Genomic DNA, 18,038 nt, shown 5'->3' on the forward strand with positions numbered 1-18,038 from the left:
ACCCTCTAAACATCTTTACAATTCACTAAAATGCTACTTTTTTATCAATAACTGAAATTTGCTTCCTGTCCTAGTATACAGGAAGCAATTGAAAGATGAAAATGATTATATCTAATGAAGTTGATTGCTATATGTTCGTTTGACTAATAAGTAAATTTTATCTATCCCTTATCTTAAAATCAACGCCTAAATGCGTCGTATCGATTAAGCGGAACGATTATAATTCTCCGAAATATTTACTATCCTTCGCCAGTGTGCTATGCTTAGATTAGTTACTTTTAGTAAGTGAATGTTAGCAATAAACACTCGACAGATTCTTTGTTATTAACAATAAACTTAAGCTAGAAAAATAGAGGTGATAGCGACTATGAAGCAGTTATGTCCACGTTTTGAAAAAGCGATGCAACTGTTTAGCAAGAGATGGGTAGGATTGATCTTGTTTGAACTATTAGAAGGATCAAAACGGTTCTCTCAAATGGAAACAGAGCTACCAATTAGTGGAAGGTTGTTATCTGAACGGTTAAAAATGCTTGAACAGGAAGAAATAATAGAACGTAAAGTGTACTCTGAATTTCCTGTAAGAATTGAATATGGGCTAACCAGTAAAGGGAAAGCATTAGAGCCCGTAATTAAAGAAATTCAATCCTGGTCCGAAAACTGGGTTACACATCAAGAGGTAGAATCCATTCAAAATGAGAATTAAGTAAGAGTCACAACTATATTTCTATGAACATGCCGCTGCTAAGCGGCTATCTTTTTGCGAAAAGGCTGTTCTCTCAAAAGATTGTTGTTTTGAAAAAGATCCATAAACCTCCGACGTAACGCTAGTTGATTTTCGCTCTGGGCAGTCGCTTTCCGCGGGCAACGCTTCAACTTCCTCGGAAGAAATCCACTTCCTGCGGGATTTTCAGCTGTTGGGACTGCGATTACTCGTCCCATCGAAAACATTTGCTTTTCCCGCAGGAGTCGACTTCCCTCCGCTCCAATCAGCATCATATAAGTAAATAGCAGTTGTTTGGTTTATCTTACACAACACTATAATTGCATAAAAAACACGTAGACTTTTCAAAATATAAGCCGATTTTCTTTGTGCTTATAATTCTTTGTCGAAGCATTACTTGTCTTCCAGGAGGATACATATTCTGATTACGGTGGTTAAAACTTTCTAAATAATGAGTAGTAATATTCTTGGAATAAACGTTGTTGGAGTTCATCTCACTTGAACATAAAGCTACTTTAAGCGACGGAAAAATGCGACACTCCTATGGGAAAGGAACAGTCTGAAGACCCCGCAACGAGCGCCTTTTGCTCGTGAGGAGGCTGAGGCGTTCCCCATGGAAAGGGAGTGTTTTTCCGAAGCGATGGATGATCACTCATCCTATAAAGGATGGGTACAGTCACGACAAAGTTAAGTCGCAATTTACATCAAGTTCGAAGATGAAAAACAACAAAAACTACGGAAAGACTTGCGAAAAGATACTAACCAGTAAGCGGTTGAAGGTGGTTTTACTATTGGAGAAAACAGTTAGCCAAGAAGAATCCTACATAAAAAGCACAACACTTAGCCATCGAAAACAATTAGGTCAATACTTCACCCCAGATTTTATTTCCAATGTATTGGCAGAATGGATAACTACAAATAAATCTTTTCATGGAACAATCCTCGACCCTGCGATTGGTTTAGGAAACTTGATTAAGCCATTCCCTATAGAAACTCCTATTGTAGGCTTTGACCGGGATAAAAATATACTCGACCATACTCGGAAAACATGTAGCGATTTTTCTAATCTCCAGCTGCACCATCAAGATTTTTTGGAGAGCACCTGGGAGCAAAGTTATGATGGAGTGGTTTGTAATCCACCCTACCTCCGTTTCCGACAAAATGAAAAAAAACAGCATTATTTAGAGTTGTTTGAACAAAAGCTTGGAATTAAATTTTCTGGATTCACGAACATTTACACGTTATTTATTATAAAAGCCCTAAATCAACTTAGTAGCAACGGCAAAGCTTCGTTTATTGTTCCTTCTGATTTTTTAAACTCCGACTATGGAATAAAGATTAAAAAGTACTTGCTACAGCATACTAATTTGCACCTAATTGTCGTTGCTGATTTTCATCTAAACTGGTTTGACCAAGCAGCTACTACCTCTTCTCTATTTTTCTTTGACAATCAAGTAGAAGCAAATAGACTAGAATTCATACGCTTAAGCGATGCTAAACAATTTGACCAGATTAGTGAATACATCAGAAATTTTCATCATCATCAACAACCACTTGGGAATGTAGTCCCATACGAGGAACTTGTACCGGATAAGAAATGGAAAGAATACTATCAGACGGACACCCGAAAAATGTACACCCACCTCAAATCGTTTTCCCATTTCGGTAAGGTATCTAGAGGTATTGCAACAGGAGCGAATAACTATTTTTGTGTTAATGAGCTAGAAAGAAAAAAGCATCAACTGAGCAAAAAGTATTTTGTACCATGCTTAACAAAATCCCATCAGGTAACAAATAATTTTTTCAATAGTGATGACTACAAGCATTTATTAGAAAAGAACTCACCTGTTCAACTATTACAAATAGATGAAAGTGATTTGATGGAAGACCCTTTTTTACAAAATTACATTGAATATGGAGAAATATCCGAGATACAAAATAGGTACTTAACTAAACATAGGAACCCTTGGTATAAAAGTGAAACGAGAGAACCAGCACCTATATTAGTAAATGTGTTCAGTAGAAATAAACTGAAATTTATTCGCAATGAAGCTAAAGTTCGTAATTTAACTGCTTTCCATTGCATTTATATAAATTCTGAATATAGTAAAGATACCAATCTTTTTATGGCATATTTCATGACTGAGATAGGTAAAGAAATACTTAACTATAATAGTAGAGAATACGGTAAGGGACTTAAAAAGTTTGAGCCAGGTGATTTAAACAAATCATTAGTTGTTGACGTGGGTGCCATTAATGCCGATGACAAAAAAAGTATTCTGGATCTGTACTCAAATATTAGGGGAAAGCAACGAATGAATAACGGTGATGCTGAAGCAGACTTAAAAAAATTAAATGCTCTTTTCCTTAAAATCTTATCATCATAACAGACCCCTGCATCTAATTTAGGTGCAGGGGGTCTGTTTATAATCGGCTTTGTTCGTTCCACGGAAAAGATGTTCCAAATGTTTGAGCCATTTCCTTTGAGTTTTTCCGCCTTTCCCTACGTAACTCTGCCCGTTTTGCTCCCCCCTGATGGAGAAAAATTTCTTCTTTTGATTCTGGATGCACAGGTGGTACAATGGTTGGTTTTCTGTTTTCATCAATCGCCACCATTGTAAGAAACGCTGTTGCGCATACTTTTCGATCCCCCAAAATCAAATTCTCCGTAACTGCCTTCACGAAAACTTCCATTGAGGTATTATGTGTCCATGTCACAAATGCTTCGAGACAAATTGTATCCCCTTCTTTAACCGGATATAAAAAATCGACAGAGTCTGTTGATGCAGTTACCACATGCTTCCTTGCATGTCTCGTAGCTGCGATGGCAGCAACATCATCCATTTGTGCCATTAATAGTCCACCAAACATAGTTCCGTAACTGTTTGTATCTGGTGGCAATACATTTGAGTTTTTTACCGTTAACGATGCTACACATGGTTTAGATTCCATCTTTGGCCTACTTTCTATTGAAAATCGGGTCTTTACCCAAACAACGGGAATTTGATATCAAATTTATAATATCGGTGAGATTAATCTAGATATAGACTCCTTAAAACGAATCCACTTAGAGCGTTGGTTATAGAGCTTTAATGTAAGCTGAGATGACAAAACGATGTCTTTTTTAAACTCTGCTACTAGTTGTTCCGCAATATCACTATTATACAAGAAGGCATTAACCTCAAAATTTAATCGGAAGCTTCGTACATCTATGTTGGCAGTACCAACAGAAGCAATTTTTCCATCAACAACAATTGTCTTTGCGTGTAAAAAGCCATTTTGGTATATGTAAACAGCCGCTCCAGCTCTAAGTAATTCCCCTATGTTAGATAACGTCGCCCAGTAAACGAATGGGTGATCCGGTTTATTAGGTATCATTATTCGTACGTCGACTCCTGATAACACAGCAATTTTAAGTGCGTCTAATAAGGTATCATCAGGGATAAAGTATGGTGTTTGAATATATATATACTCTTTGGCTTCCATGATCATTTTTATATAACCGTTTTTAATCTGTTGCCATTCAGAATCAGGTCCACTAGATACAATTTGTATTCCTACATCACCCTTAGGTTCTGACGCGTAGTAACGATCCTCATAGATAATATCGTTTCTAGAAGCCTGATTCCAATCCAATATAAATCTGGTTTGCATACTCCTAACTGCATCCCCTTGAATTTTTAGATGGGTGTCTCGCCAGTAACCGAATTTTTTACTGGCCCCAAGATATTCATCACCTATGTTAAATCCACCGATATAGCCAGTTTTCCCATCGATAATTGCTAATTTACGATGATTTCTGTAGTTAATTTTCAAGTTGACTTTAGGTATAAGCGGTGGGAAAAACGCTTCTACTTCTCCCCCTGCTTTCTGAATACTTCTGACATATTTTCTTCTACTTAATCGTCTCGATCCCATATCATCAAAGAGAATTCGTACTTGCACGCCCTCTTTTGCTTTTTTTATTAAAGCATCTGCAACTTCCTGTCCTAGCTTGTCATGGCGAATGATATAGTACAAAAGGTGAATATGATCTTTTGCCGCTTCGATATCACGAATTAGTGAGTCAAATTTTTCTTGTCCATCGGTAAATATCTCAACTTCATTGTCTTGTGTTAGGATCGCATCATCATTTCTTAGATGTAAATAAATCAAATCTTTATATGGAATAATGCTTTTCTGTTTATATTTAAAAGTTCCTTGCTCCAAAGCGCGTAACTGATGCTGAACTGCTTTCTTAACCCCAAGTCTACTCTTCGTGTCCCATGTGAAAATTTTCTTATTGCTCAGCTTTCTACCAAATATTAAATAAAAGATAAACCCCATGACAGGAATGAACAATAACACCATTAACCACGCCCAAGTAGATGACGCATTTTTCCGTTCAAGAAAGACAATTGTACTCGCTAACAGAATATTAAAGGCGATAATAAATCCAGAAATGTAGGGTATAAGTTCCATTATGATTGCCCCCCTAAATTGGAAACACTCTACATCTACTATAGCACAAATAGTATGCTATCAATCACTTCAAGCATTCAGATAAAGTTAAATTGTTTTATAAAACCAACATAAATAACGGCCGTAGGAAAATGATATAGAAAAGGAGGTCTAGCAAATGATTGATAACAGATATAGGGAAACAAATATCGATTCAGTAAAACAGGCCAATGAGGAGTCTGGCATGTCATATAATGAAGTGAAAGAGTATATTGCAAAAACAACAGGCGGTCATAATACAAGTAAATTTAGTAACACTGATATTGATCAAATAAGGGAAAAACTATCCAATTCAACTAAATAACTTCCCACCTCACAATAACAGTAAGGAGTATCAAAAAAAGATACTCCTTACTATTTGAAAAATGTAACATCTATCCAATCCCGTTACATAGTTCGTACTGGTTAGAACAAATATGTTGCTTTTTTAATGTTGGACTTCTAAACTTAGTCTTACACTTAGAGAAGATGGGGTATCTGTTATGGAGAATAAAGAATTGAAGCTTGGTGTTATCTATGCTGGAAGTGCTTATTTACTTTGGGGATTTCTTCCTATTTTTTGGAAAACATTACAACAGGTTCCAGCTGGTACAATACTTGCTCATCGAATAGTTTGGTCTTTTGTTTTTATGGTTATTCTCCTTCTCGCCTTAAGAAAGTGGAATTCATTTGTTCTGGAATGTAAAGCCATTATCCGTGACAGAAAAAGACTTATTGGCATATCCATGGCGTCACTTGTGATTAGTATGAACTGGCTTATCTTTATATGGGCCGTCAACAGTGACCATGTAATCCAGGCTAGCTTAGGGTACTACATTAATCCGTTAATTAGTATTTTGTTAGGCATGTTTATTCTTAAAGAAAAACTGACTCGGTGGCAGCTCTATTCTTTTCTATTAGCTGCAATTGGTGTCAGCTATCTAACTTTAAACTTCGGTGTCTTCCCATGGGTGTCCATCGTACTTGCTTTATCCTTTGGTATGTATGGGTTACTTAAAAAAACCGTAGCTATTAGCCCTTTGTTTGGACTAACTATTGAAACGATGATTGTATTTCCAGTTGCGTTAGTGTACCTTGTAATCCAACAAGTCCAGTTAGGTGAACTGCCAAACATGATTACACCAACATCAGGATTGTTAATTGCTGGAGGTGTTGTTACGGCTATACCCTTACTGTTGTTCGCTAGTGGTGCCAAACGTATTCCATTATCTATGATCGGATTTTTACAATATTTCGCCCCTACATTAATGCTCATTCTCGGCGTTTTCTTATATAATGAGGTCTTCACCAATGCCCATTTAATCGCATTCATTTGTATATGGACAGCATTAGCAATCTACACTGTATCGAGAACAAAATGGTTCCATAGGGTAGAGACAAAGGTTTTTTTAAAAAATAAATCATTTGAGAACTAATACTCCATTAAACATAAATAAGCTAATAGGACTTTGGCCTATTAGCTTATTCTATATCTAAATGATAGTTCGAAATGGACTTCTTGGGCCCACGAATTTCTAATATACCATTTTTGAATTTTGCTTTTGCTGTACGCTTATCTATCGGATAGGGCATTTGTACTGTTCGTTCTGCACGATGATATCGTCGCTCTCTACGATGATAGTTGTATTTATCGTCAACTTCTTTTACTTCCTTATCATCGGATACGCTTATTTTAATACGATCACCAACGATATCTATATTAATTCTTTCCTTTTCAACTCCCGGCAAATCCACTTTTACTACCCACTCACTATCACTCTCATACATGTCTACCGGTATCCTTGAAAAAGGTGTGGAGCTTTGCTGAAAAAAGGAATCTATTGAATCCATGATGTTTCGAGATGGTTTACTATAAAAAATCTCATCCATCTTTTTGATTAAGTCATTGCCCATTTCACCTAGGTCTGCTTTCTTTTGTGACTTAGAATCTGATTTATAATCATCTTTCATTTCTCTATTCCCCTCCCTTTTTAAAACTTCTCCCTATAGGATATGTACGACGTTTAATTTGGTTAAAGTGATTACATAAACTCTTCATAATTTAATTATCTTTATTTTCTGATTAATGGTTGACGGATGATACATACTGTTCTATAATCCACACTAAGCATAATCAATTAAACGTATATCTCTTATCAAGAGTGGCAGAGGGAATAGGCCCTATGAAGCCCGGCAACCAGCAAGGTAACTTGAAAAGGTGCCAAGTCCTACAGGTCTTTGGATCTGATCGATAAGAGGAGGAATTTACTTTTTCGTCCTCTTCTTTTGAAGGGGACGTTTCTTATTGAATTCATCTCTTCTGGAAACCTTCTCACATCCTATCAATCAATTTTTCTGTCCTGTAGTTCGGTAAGTGAATGATTACGTCCAACAAAGAAAATTAACTACTAATTTTTAGGAGGAATGTAACATGACTAATTCTTTTAATTTCCAAGGTACAGAAACAAAATTGCTTCACGGGGGCCAACAGCCTGACCCATCGACTGGTTCAAGAGCGGTACCCATTCACCAAACAACATCGTATGTATTTCGAGACACAGAGCATGCCCAAAACCTATTTGCTTTAGCTGAGCCTGGTAATATTTATTCGCGGATTATGAATCCAACGGTTGACGCATTTGAACAACGAATTGCTTTACTAGAGGATGGTGTTGCTGCTGTAGCCACGGCATCTGGAGCATCTGCAATTACACTTGCAATTCTAAATGTCGCCGAAGCCGGAGATGAAATTATTACTGACAGTAATCTGTATGGTGGTACATACAACTTATTCTCGACAACTCTTCCTAAGTACGGAATTACAGTGAAGTTTGTTGACGGAACAGACCCGGAGAATTTCCGAAAGGCAATTACTCCTAAAACAAAGGCTATTTTCGGTGAAATAATTACCAACCCTAGTTTAAATATATTTGATGTAGAAGCAGTCTCAACAATTGCACACGATAACGGTATTCCGGTAATCATCGATAACACTTTTGCTAGTCCTTATGGGGCAAAGCCTATCACATGGGGGGCAGACATCGTTGTCCACTCCGCAACAAAATGGATTGGTGGACACGGTACTTCAATTGGTGGAGTAGTAGTAGATGGCGGCCGTTTCAATTGGAACAGTGAAAGGTTTCCTGGATTCACCGAGCCTGATCCAAGCTACAATGGATTACGCTATGCTCAAGATTTAGGTCCTATCGCGTACGCAATTAAGTTACGTGTTCAACTTTTACGTGATATTGGTGCCTGCTTAAGTCCACAAAATGCTTTTTACTTTTTACAAGGGCTTGAAACATTAAATCTACGAATCGAAAAGCATCATGAAAATACAAAAAAGGTGGCTAATTACTTAGTCAATCACCCTGCAGTAGAATGGGTAACGTATCCAGGTCTTGAACAACATCCATCACACCAATTGGCTAAGAAGTATCTAAATGGCACATTTGGATCTATTGTTGTATTTGGTATTAAAGGCGGACGGGAAGCTGGAAGAAAGTTAATTGACAACATTAACTTATGGTCCCATGTTGCTAATGTAGGGGATGCAAAGTCATTAATTATTCATCCTGCATCAACAACTCACCAACAATTAAGTCAAGAGAATTTAAGAAAGAGTGGGGTAACAGAGGAAATGGTTCGTTTGTCTGTCGGATTAGAAACTGCAGATGACATTATAAAAGATTTAGACCAAGCAATTGCGAAAGCGACGGCAACAGAGCCAACGATTGTTTCAACGGAAGAAACAGCAGTAAGGTGGGCACTGTCTTCCCCATTTGCTCGTGAAGAAGGGCTAAGACAGAAAACAATTGCTGTCGTTGGTTTACCGAACGACCCAAGTGATTCAAATTATCATGATTTGCAAAAGCTACAGCGCCTTGGGTATAAAGTTATCCCAATTGATAACGTTGAAAAAGACCTTTTAGGTGAAGCGACTTATCCAACGATTGTTTCAATCCCTGAGGAAATCGATGTATTATACGTATTAAACCCTGAAGATCCAGCGCTTCTTGAGGATTTAAACTCTAAGATAATTTGGTTCAATACAACGAAAGACTATACATCGCTGAAAAAGATAGCTAAGGCTAATAATACTCAGGTAGTTGAAAACCGCAGTCCATATCAAGAAGCAGATAGGCTACGAAGCAATAATATAGAAGAACCTGTAAGTGTATAGAAGAATAGGCATGCCCCATGGTAAGGTCTCTGATATCGAGAAAATAAATATGTAATTTGAAAGGACTACAAATTGTTTATCAATTTGTAGTCCTTTTTTATTATAAGGCTCTTTTTGTTGTTTTTGGTGGTTTTTCATCTTCGAACTTGATATAAATTGCGTCGTAACATACCACACTCTTCACCACTTCGGAAATACACTACGCTTTCCGCGGGTGGCTGTTGAGCCTCCTCGCGCTACGCACTGCGGGGTCTCACCTATGCCTTTCCCTCCCGCAGGAGTCTCCGTGTATTTCCTGCGTTAGTATAGTGTTGTGTTTGACAACTAAATTAGACCAACCAGAACTAAATACTTATATTGGTTGATTGGGGTGTAGGCAATTGACCCCAGAAGGAAAAGTAACAAAAGTCTTCATGCGCGAGTAACTGCAGGACTAGAATTATCTTCCTAAATCAACACCAAACAAAGAAAAACGGCTTGTATTTTCGAGGAGGCTACGTATTCTGCTTTCACTAGTAGTGGTGTTTTGATCACCGATAATAACCCCGGTTACTAAGTTTCACGGACATTCCTATTCACGAACAGAAAGCTACTTTAAGCTACGGAAAAATGTGAGACTCCTGTGGGAAAGGAACAGTCTGAAGACCCCACAGTGAGTGTTCTTTACGAGCGAGGAGGCTGAAGCGTTCCCCACGGAAAGCGAGTATTTTTCCGTAGCGGCGAGCTAGCACTAATCCCATAAAGACCGTAAGGAAGTCAGATAGTTATTTCGCAGTTTATAGATTTTATGACAAAACAACAATCTTTTAAAACCAGCCTTTATTATTCGATTTTTGGTTTATGGTAAGGCTTCGTTACATGTTAGGGTTGTTTTTGAGCTGAAAAGAAACCAGAGAAAAAAGATGCAAATGTAACTGCTATAATAGCCCAATATAAGTCTTCAGTTTCAAAAAGAAGACTGGCTAAATAAGTAAATAAAACTGCGAAAAGTACACTTATTGCTCCTGCTTTTATACCTGCGTTCCAGTTCATAAAATCACCTCCATTATTTTTATTATCCGATTTAAATTATTTAAAACCTTTTAACTAGTTGATTAAGAAAAATATGAATTGTTTTAAAATATGGTTTTTTGATTTAAGAAATGAAAATGATTAAAGAGGGATAATTAGACCAGTAAATTGTGTAACATTTTATAGTGCGTGGTTGTGGTTTTTGGGTTAGGATTGAAACCCTTTAACTTGTGTCTAGAAACCAAACTAGCTATATTTAAATTATTTATAAAAATCAACTAAAAATTTCTGTTGCTAATCCCACCCTATATCACATAGAATAAAGTATTACGATTTATTATTAGTAGCGAAACGATTCAATAGAAAAAATAGCACGATCAATAGTAAAAAGTTATCTTAGGCCAAAGGATATGATTTATGGGAAGTACTAATGATGGTACTAGTTGAGCAGGTTTGCCTTACCTTTATAGCGGGAACTATATAGTGTGTTTGTAGAATTTTTTATAGGTGTGGTGACAATGCATAAAAAAACGATTCTAATAGTGATACCGACCATTCTTATAGCTATAGTGGCGGGTTTAATAGCAGTGCAAATAATAAATTTTCCAAATATAAGTAAGCCAGAAGAAAGTCAAATACAATCAACTTCAGAGAGCGAGCCTACTAGTGATGATATAGAGGAAGTAATTGAGGAAGCTCAAGCTGAAGACGAAGAAGAATCGTTACTTACTGAGGAAATAAAAGATACTGTCAAACATGTAGTTGATGATGCCATTGGTATTTTTCTGAAACCCGATGTGCGAATTGTGGCAATCGGTGATTCATTAACCCAAGGTGTCGGTGATACTACTGATAACGGAGGATATGTTGGTATTCTCGAAAACACGTTAAAGGATAACAATCAAAGTGTTCATGTCGAAAATCTTGGAAAGCGTGGCAACCGTTCAGACCAGCTACTAAAACGTTTAGTTGAGCCTGAAATTGTTAAATCGATTCAGGAATCTGATATAGTGCTTGTTACGGTAGGTGCGAACGATATAATGAAGGTTGTTAAAGAAAACTTCATCAATTTGGAATATGAATCTTTTGTGGTTGAGCAAACTCAATATTCTGAGCGCTTAAGAGAAATATTCGACACAATTTTGGGTATTAATCCTAATTCCTCTATCTTTTTAGTTGGGTTTTATAATCCATTTGAAAAATATTTTAGTGATATCGAACAATTAGCTTTGATATTAGATGATTGGAATACAGCTGGGAGAACTATCAGCTCAGAATACGAACAGGTCCAATTTGTTCCAACTAAAGATCTTTTCCGAAATACAGAGGAAAATCTGTTTTCAGATGATAATTTTCATCCAAATGTGAACGGCTATAAGCTTATAGCCGGACGGGTTTTGAATCATATCAGACCATCGATTGAGAGAATTGAAGAAGATAATACAACAGAGGATGAAACTGAAGAATAAGAGTGTTAGAAAGGTGACAATAATGAAAGAAGTGGAAGACAAATACGTAAAAAAGTATAATTGGAAGCTATTCTTCTTTAGCTTACTTGGAATAAATGCAGCTATTTTCGTTACTTTGCTTGTTCTTATCTATATACCTTCTTTAACAGAAGACATTCCTGAGAAAGAATTTATTGAAGAGGAAGCTGGGGCTGAGTTTACGGTACATTCAAGCAAGCAAAATTTAAGTGAACTGGTAAATGGATATGTAGACAAACTTTTAAAGGATGATAGTGATCAATATTCTGTACAATTAGAAGAAGACGTTCAGTTAATTGGTTCAATTAAAGTATTCGACACTGATGTGCCATTTTCGATTCGTTTGGAGCCGATTGTTCAAGAAAACGGAGACATAATTTTAAATCAAAAAGAAATTTCACTTGGATTACTTCATTTGCCTAACAGAAAAATTTTAGAGTATGTGAAAAAGAGTATTCCCACACCTGAATGGGTTATTATTAATCCAAAAGAAGAGAATATTTATATAGCAATTACACAAATGGAAATAAAGAGTAATTTTAAAGTAAGGGTCCAGCAGTTTGATTTGGAAAACGATCGAATTTCATTCCGCATTAAAGTACCAAATAAAACACTTGGATTATAATTGTTGGGTCGATGCGGAGAAAACTTGGTAACTACCAAGTTTTCTTTTTTTATGGCTGATGTTCGACAGAAATGCTCCCCACATCCGTTGAGGCTTTTAAAGTTGGTCCACCTTGCCCTATTTCTATATACATTTCTTGCCCCTCCGAATTATTAAATCCTTCTAAATTTTTAACACTTACATCTCCAATGTCACTTTTAAGATCCAACACTAAATTAACTGGTTGTTTTTGAACAGTAACGTCTATTTCTCCTACATCTGACCTTATACTAATAGGTTCTATAACTTCTTTCATGTTTAATCCGATTTCACCTGTGTCGGTATCAATGGTGAAGGCACCTATTCCACCATTTACTACCACTTCACCAACATTAGAGCTAAGTAATGCTTTTTTGCTTATTAATTGATTGATTAGTATTGTCCCTACATCAGTAGATGCATCCAGTTGCTCTACCTGTAATTGATCAACCATCACTCCACCGACATCGGTTGAGACTTCAATTGTGTCATATGCTTTCTTTGGTAATTCAATATCAAGCTCAATAGATCCATTACTAAAGTTAAATAAGCCTGGAATAGAGAAAACAAAGTCTTCTCGTGTACCGACTTCTATAATAATATAATTATTTTCTTCTTTCACATCAAACACGATATTATCGACCGTAGAACGGGGCATATTACCATTAAGGTGAATGTTAAATGAGTTATCTTTGCTTTCATATAGATTAACTTGACCTACATCCATGTTAATATCTAAGCTATCTATATCCGCTCCATCAATTTGTTTTTTTTCATCTATCACTTCGTTGGTACCAATAGAAAAGACACTGCCACCATACATTACCGTACCAATAATACCAATGATTAGGAATACAAATGCAAGTAACGCAACCTTTTTCATATGTTCACCCCTTAATAATTCGGATATTTACTTTGAGATATTTAGCAGTTAGCCGATATAGTATTTTTCCAATTTGAATCATACCGACACTCAACAAGATTCCTAAACTACAAAGGGTCAATACGATGAAAAACTCGCCTAATAAATCAGATGCTTGACCGATAATGATAGAAACAATCCATGCTATTGGAGTAATGGTAAAGGCAATACCAACTGCTGAAAGTGATAGATAGACTGCAAAGATCGCCACAACTGGTCCTAAAAGAAAAATCAAGTTAAACAAAACTAAACCAATTGTTGCGATAATAGCTCGGGAAACATTAATTGGTTGATCTTTTTCTTTCTGATTATTTCGATTGTTATCATCCGGACGATTACCTTCAGAAGTATTTTGATAACCCTCCAGAATTTCACTAGCAATAAATTTTGGGGCACCTAGCTCAGCAGCAATCTCTTCTTCGGTTTTAAAATCTATTAGACCTACGTCGAAACGCTCATTAAAATCCTGAATGATACTCTTCCGGTCAAGATGAGGTATTTTTCTGAGGTGATAATTCAATTCATTAATAAAGTACTTTTTATTCACTTAGGTTAACCTCCCCAAGAAACTGATTAACATTTAAACTGTTTATAACGAAACTAAATTTGGATATTATATTAACTCATGTTTATAGGCATATATTGCTGCTTGAGTACGATCTTGAATTTCTAGCTTACTTAAAATATTACTAACATGTACTTTGGCAGTTTTTAATGCAATAAACAGTTCATCAGCAATTTCTTGATTTGTCTTCCCCGCAGCTATTAACAACAGGATTTCCATTTCACGAGCTGTTAGCGATTGATGTAAAATGATCTCTTTCTTCTTTCTCATTTTTGACATTACCTTGTTAGTTACCTCTTGTTCAAAAACTGACTCTCCATTATATGTATCCCGAATCGCTTTTGCAATGACACTTGCTTTAGAGGTTTTTAACAAGTAGCTTGTTGCCCCTGCTTCAAGTGCTGGGTAAACTTTATCATCATCAATGAAACTTGTTACGATAAGGATTTTCGCTTCAGGCCAAGATTCAATGATCTGTCTAGTAGCTTCAATTCCATCCATTTCTTCCATGACTAAATCCATTAAAATAATATCCGGACGCAAATTCAGTGCCAATTCAACTGCTTTTTTTCCGTTTTCTGCCTCTGCGATTACATCAATGTCAGGTTGAGTAGATAAAAAAGAAGTAACTCCAATTCTTACCATTTCATGATCATCGACAAATAAGACTCTAATCATTTTCTTCACCTTCTGCCTCAATAATAGGAACACGAACTTCGAGACGAGTTCCTTCATTTGGTACACTTATAATACGTAAATTTGCTCCGATTTCTGCAGCCCTTTCCCGCATATTTGTTAATCCATAGGAACTTGATTGACTCTTCTCAAGTTGAAAACCAACCCCATCATCAATCACACGCAAGATGACATTGTTATCTCTCTCGATTAACAAGATGTCCAACGAATGTGCTTTTGAGTGTCGTAGTGTATTGGAAACTGATTCTTGTAAAATCCGAAAAAGATGATCTTCAACGCCTCTTGACAAGGCTACCTGCTCCATCTTCCAAGTGATTTCAATTGGAACTTTTTGTTTTAATTCATCAAGTAACTGCTTAATTCCTTCTTTCAAGGTTTTATCCTTTAATGCAATTGGTCGTAAGTGAAGTAAGAGTGCCCTCATTTCTAGTTGGGCTTGTTGAATAACTACTTCTACTTGCTTTAATTGTTTGATCATTACTTCGTTACCGTTAGGATTAGATTCATTAATCGCTGATACCATCATTGATGCAGCAAACAACTCTTGACTTACTGAGTCATGAAGCTCCCTAGCAAGTCGATTACGTTCTTCAGATATCACTTTCTCAATCTGTTCTTCTTGATCTTCTACCCGCTCACTAATTAGCTTTTGATTTCGTTTCGTTTGCTCGTGAATATATTTTTCCAATTCTTTTAGTTGTTGAAAAACATCATTAATTTCTGCTACATGTAGTGTTTTCTCATCTATCTTATTACTACCACCTTGAGTAAGTGTTTCTACCGCTGATTCCATTTCCATTAACTGCTTTCTCCAATAAAAGCCAATAATCAATCCAGTCGTTGCCCCTAATAGAAGGGAGGATACTGGAGTGACAATAATAAAGGGAAGTTCAAAAATCTTCTTTTCCCAAAGCATCAACCAGCTATCAACAGGGAAAGCGGTTAAAAAGATACTAGAGACTACAATTGTAAATAACAATGAAAGGGTAATGCCAAAAAAAATCGACCGGTTAACTACTGAATTCATGCTCTTTTCACCTCAATTTTACCTACTACCATCGAGGTGAATATTTTCACGGTTTGATTAGATGTTTGATAATTAGGTGTCTGCAGATGAAGAATTTTATTCCATACATTTGTTTCTACGTGACCAATTACATCAATAGAACCAAACATGACGGAATGGTTCAAACTAATTTCCACGTCATAAGGAACAATAATTTGGACATTTCCGATTATATTTCTAATAAAAATTACTGGTTCATTTTTAGGGATAACAGTATAGTTAAGATCAATAATTGTATCACCGATTCCAGCTTGAATGTTAACATCTTGCCATTCATAGGCATGCTTGCTAGTACGTTGTCTTCCAAACCATTTGTTTGTAAAAATCTGCCTTTGTTGTATTTGCTCTGGTTGAGGATCCTCATCAAGTTTCGCCTTTATATAATTGGGTTGTTGTTTGGACTTATACCATTTAAGCGCTAAAAAAATAACGACAGTAATCAGTAAAAATTTGAATGCAGTGGTATTAGTAACAGTCAAAACGATAAAGGAGATTCCTAACCAAAACATAACCTTCCCACGAGTTCGATAGTAAGAATTCTTTCCAAAATAAATAAGTGCTGAACAAATTGCTATAAAAATAAGGAGACCTGTGTCTATGAAAATTAACTCAACTAGAAATAGAATAATAGTCGCCATTAACAGGATATCCACGATGTCTATTTTCGTTCTATTAATCATAAGTCTCTCCTCTTTACATATGAGATCGTATAAAAGTTAGGGCGCCCTAGACCTTTCGATGCGCCCTTCTCTAAGATTACCATGAAACTATTTAGATGTAGTATAATTTTTTTCTAATTCCGCTAACTTAGCATCTAACGTATGCAAACGGTAATCTGATTTCACTTTATTTTCTAATCTCTCGATGTAGCTTTCCATTTCCGAGAATTTAGAGGTGCTTTTGGCAACAAGATCAGAATGAAGGACTTTGTTCATCCCGCTATGGGCTCTCGCAACATTCTCTCTACCTGTTAGATCCATCTTTTTGACATATAAATCTTTCAATTTATGTTTCATTTGAACATATTTTGCTTCTAGTGTTTCAAGTTCCTTAATTGTTTTATCTGTGATACCAGTCAACTCACTTACACGATTTTCATATTGAAGTTGCTCTTCATGAGCATGTTGATGTAATTCCTGTTCACCCGCTTCCAATGCTAATTCTGCCTGACGCTTCCGTTTTGATGCCATTGACTTCGCTTGATTTAACTCACGCGTGAACTCTTGTTTTATAACGTATTGCTTTTCAACCAGTAGTTTCATTTTACGTACTTCTTGTTCGCACTCTCGGACATATTGATTTAAATGCCCAATAGGATTTTTTTGTTCCTTTTGATCTAACACTTCATGAAAATCTGCAGCTATTGAATCTTTAATTCTGGTAAGTAAATTTGACATTTTTCTATCTCCCTTATATTGTTTAGTTTGCCCAAGGTTCTATATCTGAGTTAGTTAACTCGTTGTCTAAATATCTTTCCTGTTTATCTTTTTTCCATTTCTTATAGGTATAATAGAGTACCACCAAGGAGGCAATGCCGATGAACGCTGGAATATTTGATAACGACATCGATGCCACAATTAGGATGGCGAATCCCCATAAAGCTTTTTCAACAACTGAATCTGCTAAGATGAATTTCTTTACTGCATAATAGGTAATGAATAGACTGACAGCTAGAATAATCATTGGCCCAAGATTCGCCAATATGATTATTGCAGCCGTTGCTCCTAGTAATAGTAATAGGAATGTTTTCATGTTTTACTCCCTCCTTTCATGTTTCTATCATATCGTGTTCGCTGAAACTGTTTAACGGGCTCTAGCTATATTTTTAACTAAGACTTAAGGCTTATGTTTTGATAAGCCTTTTAAATAAAGGGCTGTTTTCTAAAAGATTATTGTAGTACGACACAAAATCTATAAACTACGAATTAGTATCTTCTATCTCTGACACTAATTAAAGTTGAATGCTTATATGCCGTTCCGGCAGAATACTTCGCTTTCCATGGGCACGGCCTCAGCCTCCTCAGAATCAAAAAGGCGATTCTTCCGGGGTCTTCGGACACGCGCTGTTCCCATAGGAGTCTACGTATTCTGCCTACACTCCGTAATAGCGTTCTGATTATCGAAGAAAAAAACTAAGGGTATATGCGAAAAGGATTTTTACCTTCTTGACACAAAGCTATCTAAGCTAAGTAACTGCACTAGGTTTTGGTTTTGGTTCTTATCCATATTCATTTATTATTGTCATCATAGCAGTTACGACGCATT

The 18,038-nt window shown here is 36.3% G+C and carries 19 protein-coding genes and 1 riboswitch; of the genes, 7 read left to right on the forward strand and 12 right to left on the reverse strand.

The features are described 5' to 3' along the window. Positions 1-367: 367 nt before the first annotated feature. The gene (locus GH741_RS15470) at positions 368-703 is read left to right on the forward strand and encodes a winged helix-turn-helix transcriptional regulator (protein ID WP_153737648.1); all 336 of its coding nucleotides are present in this window, start codon (positions 368-370) and stop codon (positions 701-703) included. Between the two features lie 38 nt (positions 704-741). Here GH741_RS15470 and GH741_RS15475 read toward each other — a convergent pair whose 3' ends face one another. After that, positions 742-939, reverse strand: a complete 198-nt coding sequence (locus tag GH741_RS15475; RefSeq protein WP_153737649.1) for a hypothetical protein — start codon at positions 937-939, stop codon at positions 742-744. Positions 940-1,512: 573 nt separating this feature from the next. Between GH741_RS15475 and GH741_RS15480 the strand changes: the two genes are divergently transcribed. After that, complete coding sequence (locus GH741_RS15480) at positions 1,513-3,108, forward strand: Eco57I restriction-modification methylase domain-containing protein (protein ID WP_170287645.1); 1,596 nt, start codon at positions 1,513-1,515, stop codon at positions 3,106-3,108. 37 nt (positions 3,109-3,145) lie between these two features. On the opposite strand, the gene GH741_RS15485 is transcribed toward GH741_RS15480, so the two are convergent. Together GH741_RS15485 and cls are read right to left on the reverse strand one after the other, a co-directional pair. After that, positions 3,146-3,673, reverse strand: coding sequence for an acyl-CoA thioesterase (locus tag GH741_RS15485; RefSeq protein WP_153737651.1), 528 nt, complete (start codon positions 3,671-3,673; stop codon positions 3,146-3,148). A 63-nt stretch (positions 3,674-3,736) separates the two neighbouring features. Next, positions 3,737-5,182 carry a cardiolipin synthase gene (gene cls, locus GH741_RS15490; protein WP_153737652.1) on the reverse strand — a complete coding sequence of 482 codons (1,446 nt, stop codon included), beginning with the start codon at positions 5,180-5,182 and terminating at the stop codon, positions 3,737-3,739. Between the two features lie 157 nt (positions 5,183-5,339). Between cls and GH741_RS15495 the strand changes: the two genes are divergently transcribed. Beyond that, positions 5,340-5,525: a gamma-type small acid-soluble spore protein gene (locus GH741_RS15495; RefSeq protein ID WP_153737653.1), complete on the forward strand. Its 186-nt coding sequence runs from the start codon at positions 5,340-5,342 to the stop codon at positions 5,523-5,525. A gap of 178 nt (positions 5,526-5,703) precedes the next feature. Beyond that, entirely contained in the window at positions 5,704-6,636 is a 933-nt protein-coding gene (rarD, locus tag GH741_RS15500) for an EamA family transporter RarD (protein WP_153737654.1), read from the forward strand. A 46-nt stretch (positions 6,637-6,682) separates the two neighbouring features. Here the strand turns inward: rarD and GH741_RS15505 are convergent, their stop codons facing one another. Continuing rightward, on the reverse strand, positions 6,683-7,171 hold the full coding sequence (locus tag GH741_RS15505; RefSeq protein ID WP_153737655.1) for an Hsp20/alpha crystallin family protein: 489 nt from the start codon (positions 7,169-7,171) through the stop codon (positions 6,683-6,685). A 179-nt stretch (positions 7,172-7,350) separates the two neighbouring features. Beyond that, a riboswitch (SAM riboswitch) is annotated at positions 7,351-7,458 on the forward strand. 173 nt (positions 7,459-7,631) lie between these two features. Here GH741_RS15505 and GH741_RS15510 point away from each other — a divergent pair. Beyond that, the gene (locus GH741_RS15510) at positions 7,632-9,383 is read left to right on the forward strand and encodes a PLP-dependent aspartate aminotransferase family protein (protein WP_153737656.1); all 1,752 of its coding nucleotides are present in this window, start codon (positions 7,632-7,634) and stop codon (positions 9,381-9,383) included. 861 nt (positions 9,384-10,244) lie between these two features. Here GH741_RS15510 and GH741_RS15515 read toward each other — a convergent pair. Then, a complete protein-coding gene (locus GH741_RS15515) occupies positions 10,245-10,415 on the reverse strand; it encodes a hypothetical protein (protein ID WP_153737657.1) in 171 nt (56 codons plus the stop codon). A gap of 497 nt (positions 10,416-10,912) precedes the next feature. Between GH741_RS15515 and GH741_RS15520 the strand changes: the two genes are divergently transcribed. Beyond that, entirely contained in the window at positions 10,913-11,863 is a 951-nt protein-coding gene (locus GH741_RS15520) for an SGNH/GDSL hydrolase family protein (protein WP_153737658.1), read from the forward strand. Beyond that, a complete protein-coding gene (locus tag GH741_RS15525; RefSeq protein WP_240795526.1) occupies positions 11,847-12,506 on the forward strand; it encodes a YpmS family protein in 660 nt (219 codons plus the stop codon). Before GH741_RS15520 ends, GH741_RS15525 begins: the two co-directional genes overlap by 17 nt. A gap of 49 nt (positions 12,507-12,555) precedes the next feature. Here the strand turns inward: GH741_RS15525 and GH741_RS15530 are convergent, their stop codons facing one another. The 7 genes from GH741_RS15530 to GH741_RS15560 all read right to left on the reverse strand — a co-directional run bounded on the left by GH741_RS15530 (position 12,556) and on the right by GH741_RS15560 (position 17,525). Beyond that, the gene (locus GH741_RS15530; protein WP_153737659.1) at positions 12,556-13,407 is read right to left on the reverse strand and encodes a DUF4097 family beta strand repeat-containing protein; all 852 of its coding nucleotides are present in this window, start codon (positions 13,405-13,407) and stop codon (positions 12,556-12,558) included. Between the two features lie 4 nt (positions 13,408-13,411). Next, the gene (locus GH741_RS15535) at positions 13,412-13,993 is read right to left on the reverse strand and encodes an HAAS signaling domain-containing protein (RefSeq protein WP_153737660.1); all 582 of its coding nucleotides are present in this window, start codon (positions 13,991-13,993) and stop codon (positions 13,412-13,414) included. 66 nt (positions 13,994-14,059) lie between these two features. Continuing rightward, positions 14,060-14,689, reverse strand: a complete 630-nt coding sequence (locus tag GH741_RS15540; protein ID WP_153737661.1) for a response regulator — start codon at positions 14,687-14,689, stop codon at positions 14,060-14,062. Then, positions 14,682-15,734 carry a sensor histidine kinase gene (locus GH741_RS15545; RefSeq protein ID WP_153737662.1) on the reverse strand — a complete coding sequence of 351 codons (1,053 nt, stop codon included), beginning with the start codon at positions 15,732-15,734 and terminating at the stop codon, positions 14,682-14,684. Before GH741_RS15545 ends, GH741_RS15540 begins: the two co-directional genes overlap by 8 nt. After that, a complete protein-coding gene (gene liaF / locus GH741_RS15550; RefSeq protein ID WP_153737663.1) occupies positions 15,731-16,453 on the reverse strand; it encodes a cell wall-active antibiotics response protein LiaF in 723 nt (240 codons plus the stop codon). Before liaF ends, GH741_RS15545 begins: the two co-directional genes overlap by 4 nt. Positions 16,454-16,540: 87 nt before the next feature. Then, the gene (locus tag GH741_RS15555; RefSeq protein WP_153737664.1) at positions 16,541-17,170 is read right to left on the reverse strand and encodes a PspA/IM30 family protein; all 630 of its coding nucleotides are present in this window, start codon (positions 17,168-17,170) and stop codon (positions 16,541-16,543) included. A 22-nt stretch (positions 17,171-17,192) separates the two neighbouring features. Continuing rightward, positions 17,193-17,525, reverse strand: a complete 333-nt coding sequence (locus GH741_RS15560; protein WP_153737665.1) for a lmo0954 family membrane protein — start codon at positions 17,523-17,525, stop codon at positions 17,193-17,195. Between the last annotated feature and the right edge of the window lie 513 nt (positions 17,526-18,038).

Origin of the sequence: Aquibacillus halophilus (genome assembly GCF_009649745.1) — a bacterium.
Taxonomy (GTDB): domain Bacteria; phylum Bacillota; class Bacilli; order Bacillales; family Amphibacillaceae; genus Aquibacillus; species Aquibacillus halophilus.